This window comes from Fulvivirga marina (genome assembly GCF_016775155.1).
GTDB lineage: Bacteria > Bacteroidota > Bacteroidia > Cytophagales > Cyclobacteriaceae > Fulvivirga > Fulvivirga marina.
The window spans coordinates 756,370-776,121 of the sequence record NZ_JAEUGD010000066.1 but is presented as its reverse complement, the minus strand read 5'-3'; the positions used below and the strand labels follow the sequence as shown (position 1 = coordinate 776,121).

The window sequence follows — 19,752 nt, the reverse complement described above, 5'->3', positions numbered from 1 at the left end:
TATGTCATCAATTATAAATGAAAACGGACTGGAAATAGCTGTTATCGGTATGGCCGGCAGGTTTCCAAAGTCCGCGAACCTAAGGGAGTTTTGGGAAAATTTAACAAAAGGAGTTGAGGGGATAACTTTTTTTGATGGACAAAAACCATCGGAAGATTATGTGCCTGCTTATGGGATTCTTTCTGAAAAAGAGACCTTTGATCCTGCCTTCTTTGGATATTCCAAACGAGAAGCAGAAGTAATGGATCCTCAAATGAGGGTAATGCACGAGGAGGTTTGGCGTGGTCTGGAAGATGCCGGTTATACACCAGGTCTGCATAAGGAGAAAACCGGACTTTTTTTATGCGGTTCTGCTAATCCTTTTTGGGAGTACCTGTTTTTCAATTCTCCTCAATACGAAGTATATGGAAGTTTTGCAGGGTCTCAGTTGGTAGATAAAGATTATATGGCTACAAGGATTTCCTATAACCTAAACCTGACAGGACCAAGCATTACACTAAGTTCTGCTTGTTCATCATCCCTTGTGGCCATTCATATGGCAGCCCAGAGTTTACTGAATGGCGAATGTGATGTAGCAATAGCAGGGGGTGTTTCCATCACCAATTACAAAAACGAGGGGTATCTCTATCAGGAAGGGATGATCAGTTCTCCTGATGGGCATTGTAAACCTTTCGCACACGATGCTCAGGGTACTGTGGGAGGAGAAGGAGCCGGAGTTGTGGTGCTTAGGAGGTATTCGGATGCTGTAGAATCAAAAAATAATATCTACGCAGTTATCAAAGGGTCTGCAGTTAACAATGATGGGAATGATAAAATTGGCTACACGGCCCCCAGTGTATCAGGACAAAGCGATTGCATCCGCACTGCGCACCAGATGAGTGAGGTATCGCCGGAGACCATTGCCTTTGTGGAAGCGCATGGCACCGCAACAGAACTTGGAGACCCGATAGAACTGGAAGCGCTTCAAAAAGCTTTTGGTCAATTGCCTGATGGTTACAAATGTGCTATTACTTCTGCTAAATCCAATTTTGGACACCTTGATGCCGCCGCCGGAGTTACCGGTTTTATCAAGGCAGTACTAAGCTTAAAACATAATGTGTTGCCTCCAAGCTTGCATTTTAATGAACCCAATCCGGCATTGAAGTTGGATGAGACAAACTTTTATGTTAACAACCGACTACTTTTGCTGGAGGCCAATGGTACACCTCTTAGAGCAGGCGTGAGTTCATTTGGGATAGGAGGAACCAACGCACATGTAGTCTTGGAAGAGTATAAGAACGCAGTAAAAACAGAGAGCAATGATGAAGGGTTCTGTGTGTTGCCGTTGAGCGCCAAGTCACAAGAAAGTCTGGAGCAACTAGAGAAGTCCCTGGCGTCGTTCCTAAAAGAAGATGGCTCTCCTGCAATTGGTGATGTGGCTTACACGCTGCAGCATAAGCGTGAGCACTTTCCACATCGGGTAGTCTACTCAGGAAACAGTAAAAATATTATTAAGCAGAGTATTCTCGATCAAAACTCTGTAGAAAGGGAAGAGGCCATTCGCCAAGGCGAAGTTGTCTTTATGTTTCCCGGGCAGGGAAGCCAATATATCAAAATGGCTTACGGACTTTTTAGTCAGGACGAGATATTCAGGCAGAACCTGACACAATCATTTAGCACCCTGGAAGGCCTTTTGGGAGCCGATGTGAAGAACATCGTTATGGGAGCTACCGAAGAAGACGTATTGAGGCTAACAGAGACAGCTTATCTTCAGCCAATCCTATTCTGTCTGGAATACCATTTGGCTCAAAAGCTTATGGAATATGGAGTAAGGCCATCTTACATGATAGGGCATAGCTTGGGAGAATATGTTGCAGCCTGTATTTCAGGGGTATTTAATTTCGAGCAAGCCTTAAGGATTGTTGTAGAAAGAGGTAAGGCCATGCAAGCTGCCCATGAGGGAAGTATGCTGAGTGTAATGATGCCCGAAAACGTAGCAGAAGGCTATACCAATGAGTTTGTAAATATTGCTGCGGTCAACACACCTTCACAGGTCGTTTTTACAGGTGCACACGAGGCTATTGAGCAATTACGTAAAGTATTGGAAGCTGAAGGTTACGAAGGACGAAAACTGGCTGTCTCCCACGCTTTTCACTCCTATTTGATGGAGGAAGTAAAAGACAGGTTTTTATCAGCCTTTGAAAATGTCAAACTTAAAACTCCGGAGATCCCATTCATCTCCAACTTTACAGGAGATTTCATAACAAATGAAGACGCAACCAGTCCTGAATACTGGTGGAAACAATTAAGAAATAAAGTCAATTTTGCTTCAGGGGTTCAAAAGCTAATGGACTTGGGCAACATAGTGTTTGCTGAAGTAGGACCTGGCAATACACTTTCAGGTTTTGCCAAAAAGTGTGGAGCAAAGAATATAGTGCCTACCATGAGACCCTCGTCATTTGATGTAGATGATCAAGAATATTTCATGCAGGCACTGGGTAAGCTATGGGTAAATGGTGTCGATATCAAATGGCCTGTTAAGGCAGGTGCCTCAATGGTATCGCTTCCCGCTTATCCGTTTGACAAAGTTCAGTTTGACTATAAAAAACTGATATCAGGCGAACCAGAAATGCAAAATCAATTAGTGCAGCAAGTTAATAATCGTGGAGAGATCAGAGACTGGCTATACGCACCAACATGGAAATTAGCACCGAAGCTAGGTAAGACCCACGTATCAAACCAGGTACTGGCCTTTATGGACGAACGTGTTGAAATACAAAGGTCTTTTTTAGAGGAGTTGGCAAAGCACACCAAGGTGATACAGGTGAAATTTGGAACGGTAAATGATTTTACAAATCCGGAGCATATTACCATTGACCCTGCACAAAATCAGAACTTTATAGCGCTGATCAAGTTCCTGCAAGAAAATAATACACTTCCCGAGTCTATAATATTTGGTAGAGGACTTGGCGAGTTGGATCAGGTCAATGAAGAAGAAATACTAGGTACGGCTATGGATCTTGGCTTTTTGAGCCTAAACAAACTGGCTCAGGCACTTACACCTCTCAAAAGGCCATTTAAGCTTACAGTGCTGGGCAGTGGTACTTTTAAAGTACTGGCAAAGGATAACACCAACCCTTATACCAGTTTGTTTCATGGCCCAGCTAAACTCATAGAGGTAGAAACAGATCACATCAAAACGCAACTGATTGATCTGGAGGTCAGTAATGGAAAAGTCAGTGATATCGATGCCGTAATAGCAGAGATCAATAATGATCATTTTCACCCGGCGGTAGCATTTCGTATGGGAGACAGATGGGTGCCTTCTTTTAACAAATTATCAGAAAGTTTGGCGGAAAGAAGAGCAGAGGACTTGCTAAAGAAAGATGGCGTTTACGTAATGGTAGGGGGTCTTGGAGGTATAGGTTTAGAAATGGCTAAATACTTTGGGCAAGTGGAAAATACCAGTCTGATTCTGACAGGTAAGAATGCCTTGCCGGAACGGGAAGAATGGGAAGATATACTTGAAGGCAAACTCAAGACTGAGGAAAAAGGTGAGCAGGTAAAAGGGCTTAGTGATGAGTCGCAGTCACTTATTCTGAGAAAGGAACAGGAGCTGGAACAGAAGCTGGGTATACTCAAAATCGAAGAGCATGGCACCGTGTTGCAAGATCTGAATACGTTTTGTGCCAGCAATACAATGGCTTATTTACAGCGAAATGCTGCTATTAACAAAGGAGATACTCTGAACAAGGAACAACTGTCTAAAACTTTGAAAGTTGAGCCTAAGTATGACAAGTTATTAGGATACTTATTCCATCTACTGGAGTCAGAACAATGGATAAGCGTACAGGGTAATAACATTAAAGTTCTCAGAGTTAGTGAAGGTAATGAGGAGTCTCTGCTTGAAAAATTTGTCATACAACATAAGGTGTTTGCAGGGTTATTCGAGCTGGTATACGAGTGTACCCGTACCTATGATCAAATACTGACAGGTCAAAAAGAGCCGGTATCATTTTTATATAAGGACTCACCACAAGGTATTATAGCAGAAAAAATGCAGGGCATCCCCGCATTTACAGATGATGAACTTTACCTTAAGCTATGTGGAGAGAATTTACTACCAGAACTGATTAATACTTTGCCTCAAAACAGGAAGTTGAGAATCCTGGAAGTTGGTGCAGGTTCTGGCTCGTTAACAAGTCATATCCTTCCTCTCCTTGACCCGGAAAAAGTTGAATACTACTTTACTGATGTGGCTAGGGCTAACCTCATCAAAGCAGAGGCTGAAGCCCGGAAAAGAGGCATTGACTTCATTAATTATCAGGTACTTGACATCGCAACAGACCCGGTATCTCAGGGCTTCCGTGAAGATAGTTTTGATATAATACTTGGTTATAATGTTGTGCATGTACCCAAACAGGTCTCCGGAGCACTGGATAACCTCAAGAGATTGCTGAGGTCAGGAGGCTATCTCGGGCTGGTTGAGTCAACCTATATCTATAGCTGGACAAATCTCATTTGGGGGCTTGTAGAAGGGTGGCTTGAGTATGAGGATGACAGAGTGAAAAACCATTCACCACTAATGAGTGCTCAGCAATGGAAAGATAAACTGAAGAAGTGTCAGTATGAAAATATAGTAAGCTTTCCGGGGGAAGGTGCAGAGAGAAATACAAGCGTAATACTTGCACAAAAAGGAGCGGTATCTCAGTCAGCAGGAAACCACAACAACGAGCTGTTGAAGCAGAGGTTAAAAAAACTGATAGACCTTGAAAAGAATGGTATAAGGTATGAACTGGCCAATTTTGATGTAACAGATAAAGTAGCTGTACATCAGCAAATGCAGTACGTTTATAAAAAATACGGACGTATAGACGGTGTTATGCACTTGGCTGCCACTCCTGATGATTGTACCATCCAGAATGTTAATGAAAGTCTGGCTTACAAGTTACTAAGCCCTAAAATAAAAGGTGCCGTTAACCTGGTCAATGCGCTCCGGGATATCCCTACTGATTTTGTGATGTTAAGCTCAGCACTTACATCATTTGTTTCCGCTGTAGGACAGGTCCATTATTGTACATCTAATTTGTTTGTAGATGCATTTGCCAACTATGTACAGACCAAAAACCCTTCACAAAAGGTTATTGCGGTCAACTGGGATCGCTGGGAGAGCATTGGACTTGCCGTTGAGGTGGAGAAGCACCACAAGCGGGTAACAGATGATGATCTGGTTGGTGGCTTCAGCGGAGAAGAAGGCCTGAAAAGCCTTAACTACCTGCTTCAGTTGGTTGAGCAGCCGCAAGTGGTAATTTCTACCCGAATGGATGTAGACTACCTGAGCAGACTTATCATCATGGACAGGGGCAGTAATGGTAAACAGGAAGGTGAAGGCAAGGTACACGATAAAGAAGAGGTTAGAGAAGTGATCAGAGAGGAGTTTAACAAATTCCTTGATGTTGATACTAACCCCAATAGCAACTTCTTTGAAGTTGGACTTACTTCGCTGGATATAGTAATGATCAATGGCAAGATCAAGAAAAGACTTGACCTGGATGTGCAGATCACAGATTACTATACCTATCCTACCATCACATCTTTCATAGACCATTTCACAAATAAAGGTGATGGAGAACCTGAAGTAGCAGAAGTAGCGGAAAAGAAAAGTGCAAAAGAGGTCAACAGTAAGTTGATGATGCTCAGGAAGAGAAAAAGTAAATCAGACATATAAATAAGTTTCGTAATCAACAAATTAAATATTCCAAACCAAGATATGGATAAAGTATATCTAAAACCGAATGTAGTAATTGAACCTTTAATTGATAACTGGTATGCATGGTCGCATCTGATTTCACCGGCCACTGCAGCTATGAACATTAAAAATCGTCACATGGAGATTATGGAGTCTTATGCCGAATCTCCGGAGTTGCATGAGATGGCTGTAGCCAACCCAGCGCTTTTGGGAGGCCCTTTTATCGATTATCCTGAAAGAAGAGTTGAGGATATAAAAAACCTGATTACACAAACTAAAAAAGAGAGAGCAAAGATGTTTGAGCTGGCGAATGCGTTGGTGGAGCTCGATAAAATGTTGCTATCTTCTGCAAAGGGGTTCTCTTTGCAAGACCTTTACAAACAAGTTCCCGATATACTGAAAGGATATGTGGAGTTGGTATATGATCTCAACAACCAACCATCTTACAGGTTAATAGAGCCTCTGTTATTCAAAAGTGAATTTTATAATGATTCAGCACAAAGCCTAATGATGTCACTTATTGATAAAGATGACAGACCTTTTGTGATGAGTACTCCAAGACTTGAAGATGATAAGAGCGTTGAGTTGAAGATGCCCTTTAATTCAGCATTGATTGATGAGTTGTTTGAAATGAAAACCACACCTCGTCCCCTTCAAGAGATTTTAGATAAAATCGGTATGCAAAACGGTAAAGCGGAACTGTTTAAAAGCTTTTTTACCACAGAAAAACCTCCCGTATATGAGAGTTATAAAGGAGATAGCATTCGTTGGAGGTATTTTGGGCATGCGTGTATACTCATAGAAGCAAATGGCTTTAATGTACTCTTCGACCCTGTATTAAGCTATACCTATGAAAGTGATATCTCGAGATATACCTATGAGGACTTACCTGACCAGATTGATTATGTAGTTATTACTCACAATCACCAGGATCATATTCTTATAGAGACCTTGTTACAGATCAGACACAAGGTGAAAAATATAGTAGTTCCCAAAAGTGGTGGTGGAGCGCTTCAAGATCCGTCATTGAAACTTACGCTTAGTTATTTGGGCTTTAACAATACCATTGAACTGGATGAATTGGAGAGCATTAATACCCCAACAGGAACTTTAACAGCTATACCTTTCTTTGGTGAGCATGCAGATTTAAACATTCGGACAAAAGCAGCATGGTTGATAGAGATTAACAAAAAGAAAATTATGCTTGCGGCAGACTCATGCAATCTGGAGCCGGCACTTTATGAGCACGTACAGAAGATCTACGGACATATTGATGTACTGTTTTTAGGTATGGAGTGCGATGGAGCACCTTTAAGCTGGTTGTATGGTCCTTTACTTTCTAAGTCATTGCCAAGTGATATGGATAAGTCCAGAAGGCTGGCAGGCTCTAACTACGAGCGGGGAATAGATATCGTAGATCGCTTCGACTGCAAAGAAGTTTATGTGTATGCTATGGGGCAGGAGCCGTGGCTCAACCACGTAATGGCCGTAAAATATACTGAAGACTCAAACCCTATCATAGCTTCTAATAAGCTGCTGGAGGTTTGTAAAGAGAAAGGAAGAGTAGCAGAACGATTGTTTGGAGAAAAAGAACTGGAGTTAAAATAAAATAACAATTCGCTCACCGTAGCGGAAACAGCAATATATCTATCATGGAAAGAACAGGAATGGAGGTCGCCATCATTGGGATGGCAGGTAGATTTCCAATGTCAAAGAGCATAGACGAGTTTTGGAATAACCTGATCAATAGTAAAAACTGTATTACCCATTTTTCAAAGGAAGATCTGCTTAAAGCAGGTATAGGTAGAGAATTATTGGATAATCCACAATATGTCAGGGCAAAGGGCTATCTCGAGGGAATAGAATATTTTGATGCAAACTATTTTGGTTTGTCTGCCCAGGATGTTGTGTTTATGGATCCGCAGGTGAGACTGTTTATTGAGCTGATCAATGAGGTATTGGAAAATGCCGGCATCAACCCTCAAAAGTTTAAAGGGTCTATTGGATTGTACGGAGGAGCTATTGACAATTTTGACTGGAAATTGAAGACCCATTTGCAGCCAAAAGATAATATTGACCCGTTTTCTGCAGGGATGAATTCAACCAAGGATCTGATGACAACCCTGGCGTCTTATTTATTCGATTTCAGGGGCCCAAGTTATAGTATACAGACTGCGTGCTCTACTTCTATGGTTGCCATACATGCTGCTTGCAGGAGTGTACTCAGTGGAGAGTGTCAGGTGGCACTAGCCGGTGGTGTATCTGTAAGCCCATATCAGAAAAGTGGTCATTTATACAGCGACGGCATGTTTTTCTCGCCAGATGGCAAGATAAAGTCATTTGATGCCAATGCCTCAGGTTTTGTATTTGGCTATGGAGGAGGCGTTGTTGCACTTAAACCCCTGGAAGATGCCATTGAAGATGGAGACTATATACATGGAGTAGTAAAAAGTTCGGCCATTAATAATGATGGCCGACAGAAAGTAGGGTATGCAGCACCCAGTGTACAAGGGCAGGCCGACGTGATAAAAGAGGCAATTGAAATTTCCGGAATAGACAAGTCCGATATTCGCTACCTGGAAACCCATGGTGCTGCCACACCTTTAGGAGATTCCGTAGAGGTGCGGGCACTTAAAAATGTATTTGGAGATCAGCCTGCGGGCAGCATAGGAACAGGGTCGGTGAAATCCAACATCGGCCACCTGGATGCAGCGGCAGGAGTTGCGGGTTTTATTAAAACCGTTCTATCTGTTAAGCATAGGGTATTACCGGCTACAATCAACTTTGAAATACCTAATGAAAATCTTGACCTGATCAACAGTCCGTTTTTTATCCCTCAGCAGCCAGTGTCATTGGCCGAAGACGAGTTTCCTGTATATGCAGGAGTAAGCTCGATGGGTATCGGAGGTACCAACGTGCATGTTATACTTGAAGAATATGTGCAGGAAAAGAAACAAAATACTGCCGGAGAACAGGTAATTGTTTTGAGTGCAAAAACTCAAACCGCTTTGGCTCAGCAGGGGCGTCAGCTACGTGAACATTTGAATAAAAATCAGAACCTTGCCTTATCTGATGTTGCATACACATTACAGGAAGGTAGAAAAGAGTTGACTTTCAGAAGATCAATAGCCGTTAATAACCTTGAGGAGTTACTAGGGCAACTGGCTTTGGAAGAGTATCGCTATGCCAGGGTTACCACCAAACCTGAGAAGTTAATGCTGGATTATACCGCGTTTGACTTTAACAGCGACTCTGCAATAAAGCTATATGAGAATTCTGACATTGTTCGTAAATACATAGACAAAACCTATCAGGAGCTTCAAGGGGTAATACAGTCTTCTGCTTCGGTTAAAGAATTCATCAGTCAAAGTGAGGCCTCATGCTTGTTCTGGCACTTAAGTATTGCCAGATTCCTGAAGGACGCAAGAGTGAATGTAAGTGTTGTTAAAGCTACTTACATGCAGGCTATGATGTACGCAATAGCAGGCAATAATAATGCTGAAGCTACATGTCTGAAATGGATTGCCCAAAATAATGATCAGGAAATAACGGCTAATACAATGGTTACCCTTATCCAGGATCTGGGGAAAGGAGAGCAGGAGTTAGCAGGTAGTGGGGATATAAAATGTTATAGCATTGGTAGTCTGAATCTGGTAAGCGAAGAAGACCTGAAGAGCGATAAGGGATGCCTGATATTTAAAGTAGAGCAAAACAGTTTTGCAGCTTTGCTTGGACAACTTTGGGAGAATGGGATCACTGTTAACTGGGAAGCTCTGGCTGATCAGACAGCGTTATCAAAAGTGCCGTTACCAACCTATCCGTTTGAAAGAAGCAGGTATTGGATTGATAAGGATATAAAAGAGCTCACACAACAACATTTAGGAAATGATTTATATAAAAAGGAGAAGGTAGAAGACTGGTTCTATCATGCTTCCTGGAGTAGAACACCATTGAAAAAGACCCATGTAAATCCGAAAAAGGGAGAGACCTGGATCGTGTTGGCAAATGATTCGGAGTTATGCAGGGAGTTTCTGGCTGTTTGTGAGAGGGAGTCAGTAGAGGTAATCCGGGTAAAGAAAGACGAGGGACGGATGGGCCTCCATCAGGTGTTTGATAAAACTGACGTAAAAGAACCTAATAGAATAGTGAGTTTTTGGCATATCGGTGACGCAGCCAAAGACTTTAATGTTGATGAATTACTATTTGATAATGGCTACAATACAGCTATTGCCTTGGCAAAAGCTATTCATAAAAAAGGTATAAGCCAACCAGTTTCCCTTCACTGGGTTTCTACAAGTTTATTTGATGTAACCGGTGGAGAACGTATAAATCCATCGGCCACGACCGTGCTGGGACCTTTAAGATCTATACCTCAGGAGCAGCCCATAGTTACATGCCAGGTACTTGACGTGAGTACTGTTGAGCGGAACATCCAAGTACTGGTGAGTCAGATATGGAATGAACTTTGTCAGGCAAACACGGTTCCTCAAGTTGCTTTTCGCAATGGTCATAGGTGGGAGATGGACTATCACTTAATGGCTCCACAACCAGCACCGGTTAAGTCAAAGTTTGAAAAGAATGGCCTGTATATAGTGTCAGGAGGTCTCGGTAATATTGGTTTGACCATAGCTGAATACCTCACCAGTACTTATAATGCTCACGTGGTATTGCTTTCAAGAAATGCTCTGCCGGCTGAAGAACAATGGGATAGTATTTTAGATCAGGGCCAGGCTTCAGGCATTGGAAAAAGAATTGCTTTCCTTAAAAAATTGAAGCAACAAAAAGCTAAGGTCACAATCGCAGCATGCGATGTTACTGACAGCGCTCAGGTAAAGGCTGTGATTGAAAACTTATCGGCTGAGTATGGGAAGATCAATGGTGTTTTCCATGCAGCAGGGTCTATTGGAGAAGATGCTTTTACACCTGCTATCGAGACCTCTGATTTGCATGCTTCGGGAGCTAACTATAATGCGAAGGTTTTGGGCACCATTAATTTATGGGAGGCCCTTAAGGGTAAGGACATGGATTTTTGTTTGTTAATGTCTTCGATCAGTTCAGCCCTTGGAGGACTTGGCTTCTCAGAGTATGCAGCAACCAGTCATTTTCTTGAAAACTTTGCTCTTTGGGCAAATATGCAGAGTGATTGTACATGGAGTAGCGTAGGTTGGGATAGCTGGCCGGTAACAGGAGGTAAGGAGGATAGTGATATGCTCGTGGATCAACTCAGGATGTCGCCGGAAGAGGCTGGGGTTGCCTTGGAATATGCGATTAATCTGGAACAGGATGGCTTTGCGGTTATTCATTCGCCTGCTGACCTGAACAAACGAGTAGAGCAATGGGTGATAGGAAGCGAAGAAGAAGATGAAGAAAAAGAAATAGCTCGTGCTCCAAGACCTGAGGTAAGTACCGAATATATAGAACCGATAACAGAACTGGAAAAAGAGATAGCGTCTATATGGATGAATGTATTAGGTCTGGATAGAGTAGGTTTGGATGACAGCTTTTTTGAGTTGGGAGGAAACTCACTGAAAATGATCGCTGTAGCCTCAAACATTCATAAAAAGCTAAAGCGCAAGGTTGAAATAAAAAGACTGTTTAAAGCACTGACTATCCGTGCTGTAAGAGCATACCTGGAGTCTTTGGATGAGGATCACTCATATCAGGCTATTGAAAAGGTACCTGCGGCCGAGTACCATGCATTGACCCCGGCAATGACCAATATTTTTATGCAGTGCCAGTTCAGGAATATCGGAACAGTATACAACATTGCCAATGGATTGTTACTGCAAGGGAAAGCTGATGTTGATCAGATCAGAAAATGTGCACAGGCTCTGGTCGATAGGCATGAGCCATTGCGGACCTCGTTTCACAATGTAGAAGGGGTGCCTATGCAGAAGATACATGAGAATTGTGAAGTGAACCTAGAAGTTTTCGAATCAAAAGATGATCGAAATGAAATTGAACAACTGATAGGTAAGCTGATCAGACCATTTGACCTGGCTGAGAAGAGTCTTTTCCGTGTGGGGCTGATTCATGTGGCTGACGAAAAATCAATTCTGATTTTTGATTTACATCATATCATTTGTGATGGTGTAACCATTAGTGTTTTGGCCGATGAATTTACCCAGCTGTATGCAGGAGAGCAGCTTGAGGCATTGCCAGTACAGTTGAAAGACTATATTGCTTATCTTCAAAGGAATGAAAAAGACGGAGCGGAGAAATTTTGGCTTGAACATCTTGCTCCGGAATTACCGCTATTAGAACTTCCTGCCGATTTTGACCGAGGTGCAGGAAGAGAGTTTGAGGGGGCTCAATATAGTTTTGAAATAGATAAAAGTATCATTCATAAGCTTAATGAGTCGCATAATGATAGATCAGTAACACTATTTGTGAAATTGATGTCTATCACCTATATCCTGCTTTCTAAATATTCAACTCAGGAAGATATCATTATTGGTAGTGGTGTGGCAGGCAGAAACCACCCCGATGTAAGCAGAACTACCGGCTTGTTTTTTAATGCATTTCCTGTTCGAATAAAACAGTCATCAGACATAACTTATGCAGAGCTGATAGAAGCCGTCAAAGAATTGATGCTTAATATTTACCAATACGAAAGCTGTGATATGGAGAAGGTTTATAAACAACTTCAATTACAGAGAAAACCTGACAGGAATTTTCTGTATGACGTGGTTTTTCTTCTGCAAAACTATCAGGCTTCAGGTATTGGTATCGACAATGTAGATATTAGTCATTACCCGCTGCCTGTAAAATATTCGCAAAACGACATCACATTTCACGCCTATCAGCTGGAAGAGTCGGGACTGAAAATGGTGCTTACCTATAGTTCAAAGCTCTTCAAAGAAGACACCATACAGAGGATGGGTGCAAACTTTGAAATGATAGCCAAACAGGTGGCAGAAAACTCAGCGATAAAGGTTTCGAATATTGAAATCGGTGATATCTATGAAAAAGCAGAGGTAGATGTGTCTGGAATGGACTTCGACTTCTAAAACAAAGGTTATTATACAAAGCTACAAAGACGCTTAAATTACATTTTTGAATATGAACACACTAACCGAAAATAAAGTCAATGCAAAGTATTGGCAGGAAAAACGGAATATAGATATGGTTACCTCTCCCTTGCTTTATGATGGAGGTGAGGTTAACTCAAATGATAACATAGAGGGTAGTCTGGAGATCAACCAGGAAGTAGCTGCAGCACTTCTTGAGATCAGCAATGAGAATGAAAAAGCATTATATGTTATCTTATTGTCATCACTATTCGTCATAGCTAAAAAGTATAATCAAGAGGCATCGGCATTTTCTTTAGGGATACCCAAGGAGCAGAATGATAAAAAAGAAGGGCCGGCTGAGTGGCTTCCGTTAATTATCAGTGTTGAGGATGGCGCTTCATTCAGAGAACTTTTAAATCAGGTTAAAGGTGAATGGATAAATGCCCTCATACATCAAAACATACCGGTAGGGCAGGTTTCCAATGAGTCACTGCACGATTGGATAATAGCCATGAAGGGTTTGCATGGGCATTATAACCAATTACCTTCAGAGGCAAGCTTATACTTCAATGTAGATGTATCAGGTGGGAAATTACGAATTGATTGGGTTGCAGATAGCTCAAAGTATAGTAAGGATCTTGTCTGTCAGGTGCTTACGCACTGGTATCATCTGTTGGGACAAGTGGTTAGAGATATCAAACAAGATATATCGTCTTTAACCGTAATATCAGCAGAAGAGAACAGAATACTGCTTTCTAACTTCAGTGGCGCCAAAACTGATAATGGTGATCATACACTAAAATCTCTTTTCGAAGAGAAGGCAAGACAATGTCCGGACCAGAATGCCTTGATTTTCGGAGATGGAGTGATGACCTATGCAGATCTTGATCAAAAGGCTAATGATATAGCATCCGTGCTTATTGATCAGATGGATGGAGAAAAACAGGCAGTTGCACTTTACTTCCGTCCCTCTTTTGAAATGATCTGCGCCATGTTTGGTTGTATTAAAGCCGGACTTCCTTATTTGCCGTTATCACCCGAAGATCCGGGTTCCAGGATCGATTTCATTCTTAAAGATTCAGGAGCCAGGATTGTTCTGACCCATTCTGAAACAAGAAAAATATTAATCAGCAAACTGGAAGCAGATGTAAAAATAATAGAAGCGGATACAGTTAAAGGAGATGGGAAGTCACCACATGTTGTGGTAAGTAAAGAAGATACCGTCTACTATATATATACTTCAGGTACTACGGGTACACCCAAAGGAGTAGATGTGCTTCATCAGGGTGTTGTAAACTATACTACCTGGCGAATCGATAATTACAATCTGACTCAGGAAGATGTTACATTACAGGTATTTCCTTACCATTTTGATGGGTTTGGGTGTAACCTCTATTCTACTTTACTGTCCGGAGCCACTTTGCTGCTTATGCCAGATGTCAAAGAGGTTGGGGCATCAGAAATGTTGCAGGCTCTTAAAAAGCATAAAGTGACCAATGGTTGTTTTACTTCAGGAGTATATGATTTGATACTTTCCGAGCTGGACGAGTCAGATATGATAGACCATTTGAGGTTTGTTGCACTTGCCGGAGACAAGCCTTCAAAAAGCCTGATTAAAAGGAGCAAACAACTATTACCTGAACTTAAACTAACTAATGAGTATGGGCTGACGGAGACTTCAATCGGTGGTACCTGTAACAACCAGCTTAATGAGAGAAATCCGGGGGTGATAGGTAAACCTAATGCAAATACCTACATCCGTATCCTTAACGAACAGGGGGAACTTCAGCCCATAGGTGTTACGGGTGAATTGTATTTTTCAGGAGACAGCGTGGCAAAGCGCTACCTCAACAGGGAGGAGCTAACTACTGACAAGTTTATTGCTGATCCTTTTGAAGAGGGCGTAAATATGTATAAAACAGGAGATATGGCTCGCTGGTTGCCAGGCGGCAATATCGAGTTTATAGGGCGTCAGGACGATCAGGTGAAAATTCGTGGTTACAGGGTTGAGCTTGACGAAATTGCACATTACATTAAGGAAGCTACTGAAGTAACCGATGCTATAGTAGTGGTAGAGAAAGAAGGTCAGGATCAGGACCCTTATTTGATTGGATACTTTGTGGGTGAAGAAGGTGCAGATGCTCAAAGTGTAAACGAATATCTTAAAGAAGCTCTACCTGAATATATGATTCCTGCTTATCTGGTGCAGATTCCATCTATACCGCTTACAGCTACAGGTAAAGTCAATAAAAAAGAACTCCCTAAACCTGAAAAAGAGGTAGTAGGGCAGGGAGATGACCAGCCAATGTCGGCCGTGGAACTGGAACTGGCAGAAATGTGGGCAACAGTAATCGATGTTGATGCAAAAGACATTAATAGGGCGAGTGACTTTTTTAAGCTTGGTGGACATTCTATTAAAGTGTTAAAACTTATTAGTCAGCTTCAAAAGAAATTTGGAGTGACCATTGAGCTACAGGAGTTTTTTGAAAACCCTACTATCGGAGCCTTATCGGACAAAATAGGGAAACAGGAGGGACAGGACGACGTACCGGAATTGATCGTGGATGAAGATAACCGACATGAACCATTCCCATTGACAGATGTACAGTATGCTTACTGGATTGGTCGAAAAGATACTTTCAATTTTGGGCAGGTTGGAGCTCATGGCTACTTTGAAACTTTTGTTCCTGAGTTGGATATTGATCAGTTTCAGCAGGTTTTAAGAAAGCTGATTGACACCCACGAAGTGCTTAGAATGGTAGTGACAGGGAATGGTGAGCAACGAATATTGAAGGATGTTCCTCCTTATGAAGTACGTGTTTTGGATCTGAGAAAGTATGATAAAAAAGAGGGAGAGGAACTGTTCTACAAATGGCGGGAAGAAATGGCACATCATGTGTTCTCTGGTGAAGAATGGCCGCTTTTTGATGTAAGAGTTACTGTTTTTGAAGATGAAACCTACAAGATTCATTACGGTACGGACGGGCTGGTTATGGACGCAGAGAGTTTAACCAAATTCGTATCAGAATACGAATATTTATATGCTAACCCTAAAGCTGAGCCTGCAAGAGTAGATATTTCTTTTAGAGACTACATGATGAGCGAGGGTAACTTTAGAAAAGGTCCCCTTTACCTGAAATCAAAAGAATACTGGAAGGCACGTATTACCGACTTGCCTATGGCGCCCGAACTACCAGTAAAGCCTATAACAAGCTTACCACTGAAACCAAAGTTTGCACGTAGAGCAGGCCATTTAGATAAAAAAGCGTGGGATTATCTGCAAGAGAAGGCAAATGCACTTGGAGTAACACCTACTGTATTCTTAATTGGTTGCTTTGCCAAGGTGCTTGACTATTGGAGTAAATCAAGTCATTTCATACTTAACCTTACTCTATATAACAGGATACTATTCCATGAAGATGTTGACAGATTACTGGGAGACTTTACATCGCTTACATTACTTGAGATAGATTACAGGGGCAACGCCACCTTTGCTGAAAAGCTTAAAAAGCTCCAAAACAGAATGTGGTCAGACCTGGAACATAAATATTTCGGAGGTATCGAAGTATTAAGAGAGATGTCTCAATATCATGGCAACTCTGTTATGATGCCTGTAGTGCTGACCAGTACCCTGGGTATCCAAAGAGATGAAATTGCTGAAGAAGAGACCATTATTCGTGAGATTAATGATCCGATGAAAGAGAATTATGCCATTTCTCAAACACCTCAGGTATGGATTGATTTTCAAATTGGAGAAAATAGTAAAGGACTATGGTACAACTGGGATTGTGTGGAGGAAGTTTTTCCTCAGAGCATGTTGCAGGATATGTTCGAAGCCTTTGGTAAGTTACTCAACAAGCTTTCTGAGGATGAGAAATGCTGGGAAAAAGTATCTCTTATCGACCTGCCTCAAGAGCAGGAACAAAGAAAGGTAGCCGTGAATGATACATGGGGCGAAGAACCTGGCTGTTTACTTCACGATAACTTCAAACTTAAAGTGAAGGAAAGAGCTCATTCCGAGGCTATTATATCTGATGAAATAACATTGACCTATGCTCAGGTAGAGCATATGGTAAATCATGTTGCTCATCGATTGATTTCTCTGGATGCGAAGGCGAATCAACTTGTAGCTATAGTGATGCACAAAGGTTGGGAGCAGGTGGTAGCTTCTTTGAGTATTTTGTCTGCGGGAGCAGCTTATCTTCCTATAGATGCTTCACTACCCCATGAGCGTATCCGTCTGCTTTTAGAGCAAGGTGAGGCTTCAGTTGTAATTACTACGGATGCCGTAGCTGACGAAATAGACTTTAATGATGGATACAAGGTATTGCATGTCAATAAAAGTCTGTTGAATGAACAGTATCAGGATGCTCCGCAAGTGAGTAATCAACCTGAAGATCTGGCTTATGTTATTTTCACATCAGGATCTACAGGCATGCCCAAAGGTGTTGTTATCGACCATCGCGGAGCTACCAATACAGTCTGCGATATGAATCAGCGTTTTGGTATAACAGATCAGGATAGGGTATTGGCCATTTCATCACTCAGCTTTGACTTATCAGTTTATGATATTTTCGGAGTACTGGGAGCTGGGGGTACACTTGTTATGCCTGCACCGGATGAACTCAAAGATCCCGAAGCATGGTACAGATATATTCATCAATATGGTGTTACACTGTGGAATACAGTGCCTACGCTGATGCAAATGCTTGTAGACTATGCAGAAAGAAGAGATAATGGTCTGCCATCGATAAGAAATGTATGGATGAGTGGAGACTGGATACCGGTGAACCTTCCGGACCGTATCAAAAAATTAAGCCCTCAAGTCAAAGTTACCAGCCTGGGAGGAGCAACAGAAGCTTCGATATGGTCTATTTACTACCCGATTGAACAGGTAGTTGAAAGCTGGAAAAGTATTCCATATGGCAAGCCATTGTTAAATCAGCAATTCTACGTGCTGAATGAGGCACTCGCCATATGCCCTGACCTGGTGCCGGGTGATTTGTATATCGGAGGTATTGGGTTGGCTAAAGGATATTGGAAAGACGAACAAAAGACGGCTAACAGTTTTATCATTCACCCTGAGTCCGGCGAGCGGCTTTACAAAACTGGTGATCTGGGCAGGTACCTGCCGGATGGCAATATTGAGTTTCTTGGTCGTGAAGATACTCAGGTAAAAATACAGGGGTATCGAATTGAGCTAGGAGAGATAGAGGCAGCTATCAATGAGCATCCACAAGTGAGCGAGTCTCTGACTATTGCAAGAGGGGAAGCGAGCAAGTCCAGAGAACTGATAGCCTATATAGTGCCAGGCGAAGTGCAATCTTCTCAGCAGGTTGATCATGTGGGTATAGTTACAGATCCTTCAGTTACCATCAATGACGAAAAAGAGCGGTCAGTATTTAAACTGGAAAAGCATAATCTCAAGGATATAAAGACAGAAGTTAACTATGCTTTACCCTATCAAACAGAATTGAAACTGTCAGGAAAGAAAAAATTAGGGGGCAAGGCTGCCGGTAAAGAAACCATTACAAAAGATACTTTGGGACAATTGCTGTCAGCTGTAAGAGGTCAGGTTTATAATGAAATGCCGTTACCCAAGTACTTCTACCCTTCAGCGGGAAGTTTGTACCCTGTACAAACCTGGATTGAGGTTACAGAAGCAGCCATAGACGGTGTCGAAAAAGGATGTTATTATTTGCATCCAGAGCATTTTGAACTGAGGCAGGTAAGTTCCAGGGTTAACATAACCGAAGGGATCAATATCCACCTGATAGCAGATCTGGATGCTATTGAGCCTCTGTATGGCGGATTAGCAAAAGATTTCGCTCGCATTGAGGCAGGCTATATGGCCAATTTACTGATGACTTCTATGGTAGCTGTAGACTTACAGACTACGGATGTAGAACAGCAGGAACTGACAGCTTTATTCGGATTGACAGCTTCTCAAATGCCTGCTATTTCTCTGCACGCCACCGGCGTTGCAGAAGGTTCGGCGGATGATGACTATATACCTTTGACTTACAACGAAAGAAAGAGTTATAGGGATTTTCAGAAAGAAGAAATCAGTGTGGCAAACGTTGATGTGCTAACAGACAGTCTGGTACAGGCAAAGATATTATTGGGAGACGTTTGTAAAACAGATGTATTCATGGTAGTGAAACCACGAGCCGTGCATGAGATGCAGTCAGGAGTGTTTCAACTCGATTATACAGGTGGGGTTTGGAACAGGCTTGGAGATATCGATGGCGAAAAACTATTTGCCGGTAACGAAAAGCTTCATAATGCAGCAGGAGTATCATTACATTTTGTGTCTCCTAAACAAGCTATAAATGGAGATTTTTATGCAGGATTCATGTCTCAGGCAGTTATGAACATGAGTATAAAAGAGCAGGTTGGCTGGTGTGCCATAGGTGTAGTGGATGAAGTTGAAGCAAAGTCTGCTTTTGATTTGCATGATGATCAACGTATAACGCATAGCATAATAGGCGGTAAGGTCAGTGCAACGCAAATTGAAGATATTCAGTCAACTGAGGAGGCACTTAGTGAATCACCTGAAGAGCAGATGAGGCAACACCTGCAATCAAGGTTACCTAAATATATGATCCCTTCATATTTTGTAGTGCTTGAAAAAATGCCCCTTACGCCAAATGGTAAAATAGACCGCAAATCATTGCCGGATCCGGCAACCAGGATTGACCACCAGTTTAGAAAACCAGAGACTGAAACGGAGAAAACATTGGTGGAGATTTGGTCAGAACTTCTTGACTTGGAAGCTTCTCAGATCAGCACCAACAAAAGCTTCTTTGAACTTGGAGGACACTCTTTAAAAGCGAGCCTGATGATGAATAAGATCTTTAAGGTTTTGAGTGTTGAAGTGCCTCTGCGAGAAATATTCAAGGAAGATACTATTCTCAGCATAGCGGATTACATTGAAAATGAACTTTGGCTGAAAAGTAAAGGGGGCCAGGAAGTAACGGAAGGGGACGAATTTATACTGGATTAATATTA

General features: G+C 42.0%; 4 protein-coding genes. All 4 read left to right on the top strand.

Annotated features, from left to right (window positions below; translation table 11 throughout):
- Position 1 precedes the first annotated feature (1 nt).
- From JMN32_RS23560 to JMN32_RS23545, 4 genes are read left to right on the top strand one after another with little or no spacing between them, the layout of a single operon-like run.
- Positions 2-5,707 carry a type I polyketide synthase gene (locus JMN32_RS23560; protein ID WP_202858841.1) on the top strand — a complete coding sequence of 1,902 codons (5,706 nt, stop codon included), beginning with the start codon at positions 2-4 and terminating at the stop codon, positions 5,705-5,707.
- Between the two features lie 42 nt (positions 5,708-5,749).
- Positions 5,750-7,336 carry an MBL fold metallo-hydrolase gene (locus JMN32_RS23555; RefSeq protein WP_202858840.1) on the top strand — a complete coding sequence of 529 codons (1,587 nt, stop codon included), beginning with the start codon at positions 5,750-5,752 and terminating at the stop codon, positions 7,334-7,336.
- A gap of 44 nt (positions 7,337-7,380) precedes the next feature.
- Positions 7,381-12,738, top strand: coding sequence for an SDR family NAD(P)-dependent oxidoreductase (locus JMN32_RS23550; RefSeq protein ID WP_202858839.1), 5,358 nt, complete (start codon positions 7,381-7,383; stop codon positions 12,736-12,738).
- Positions 12,739-12,790: 52 nt separating this feature from the next.
- Complete coding sequence (locus JMN32_RS23545) at positions 12,791-19,747, top strand: non-ribosomal peptide synthetase (protein ID WP_202858838.1); 6,957 nt, start codon at positions 12,791-12,793, stop codon at positions 19,745-19,747.
- Positions 19,748-19,752: the final 5 nt, after the last annotated feature.

Coding starts and splice junctions, on each gene's coding strand:
- JMN32_RS23555 (WP_202858840.1), top strand. CDS start 5,750: ATGGATAAAGTATATCTAAAACCGAATGTAGTAATTGAACCTTTAATT.
- JMN32_RS23550 (WP_202858839.1), top strand. CDS start 7,381: ATGGAAAGAACAGGAATGGAGGTCGCCATCATTGGGATGGCAGGTAGA.
- JMN32_RS23560 (WP_202858841.1), top strand. CDS start 2: ATGTCATCAATTATAAATGAAAACGGACTGGAAATAGCTGTTATCGGT.
- JMN32_RS23545 (WP_202858838.1), top strand. CDS start 12,791: ATGAACACACTAACCGAAAATAAAGTCAATGCAAAGTATTGGCAGGAA.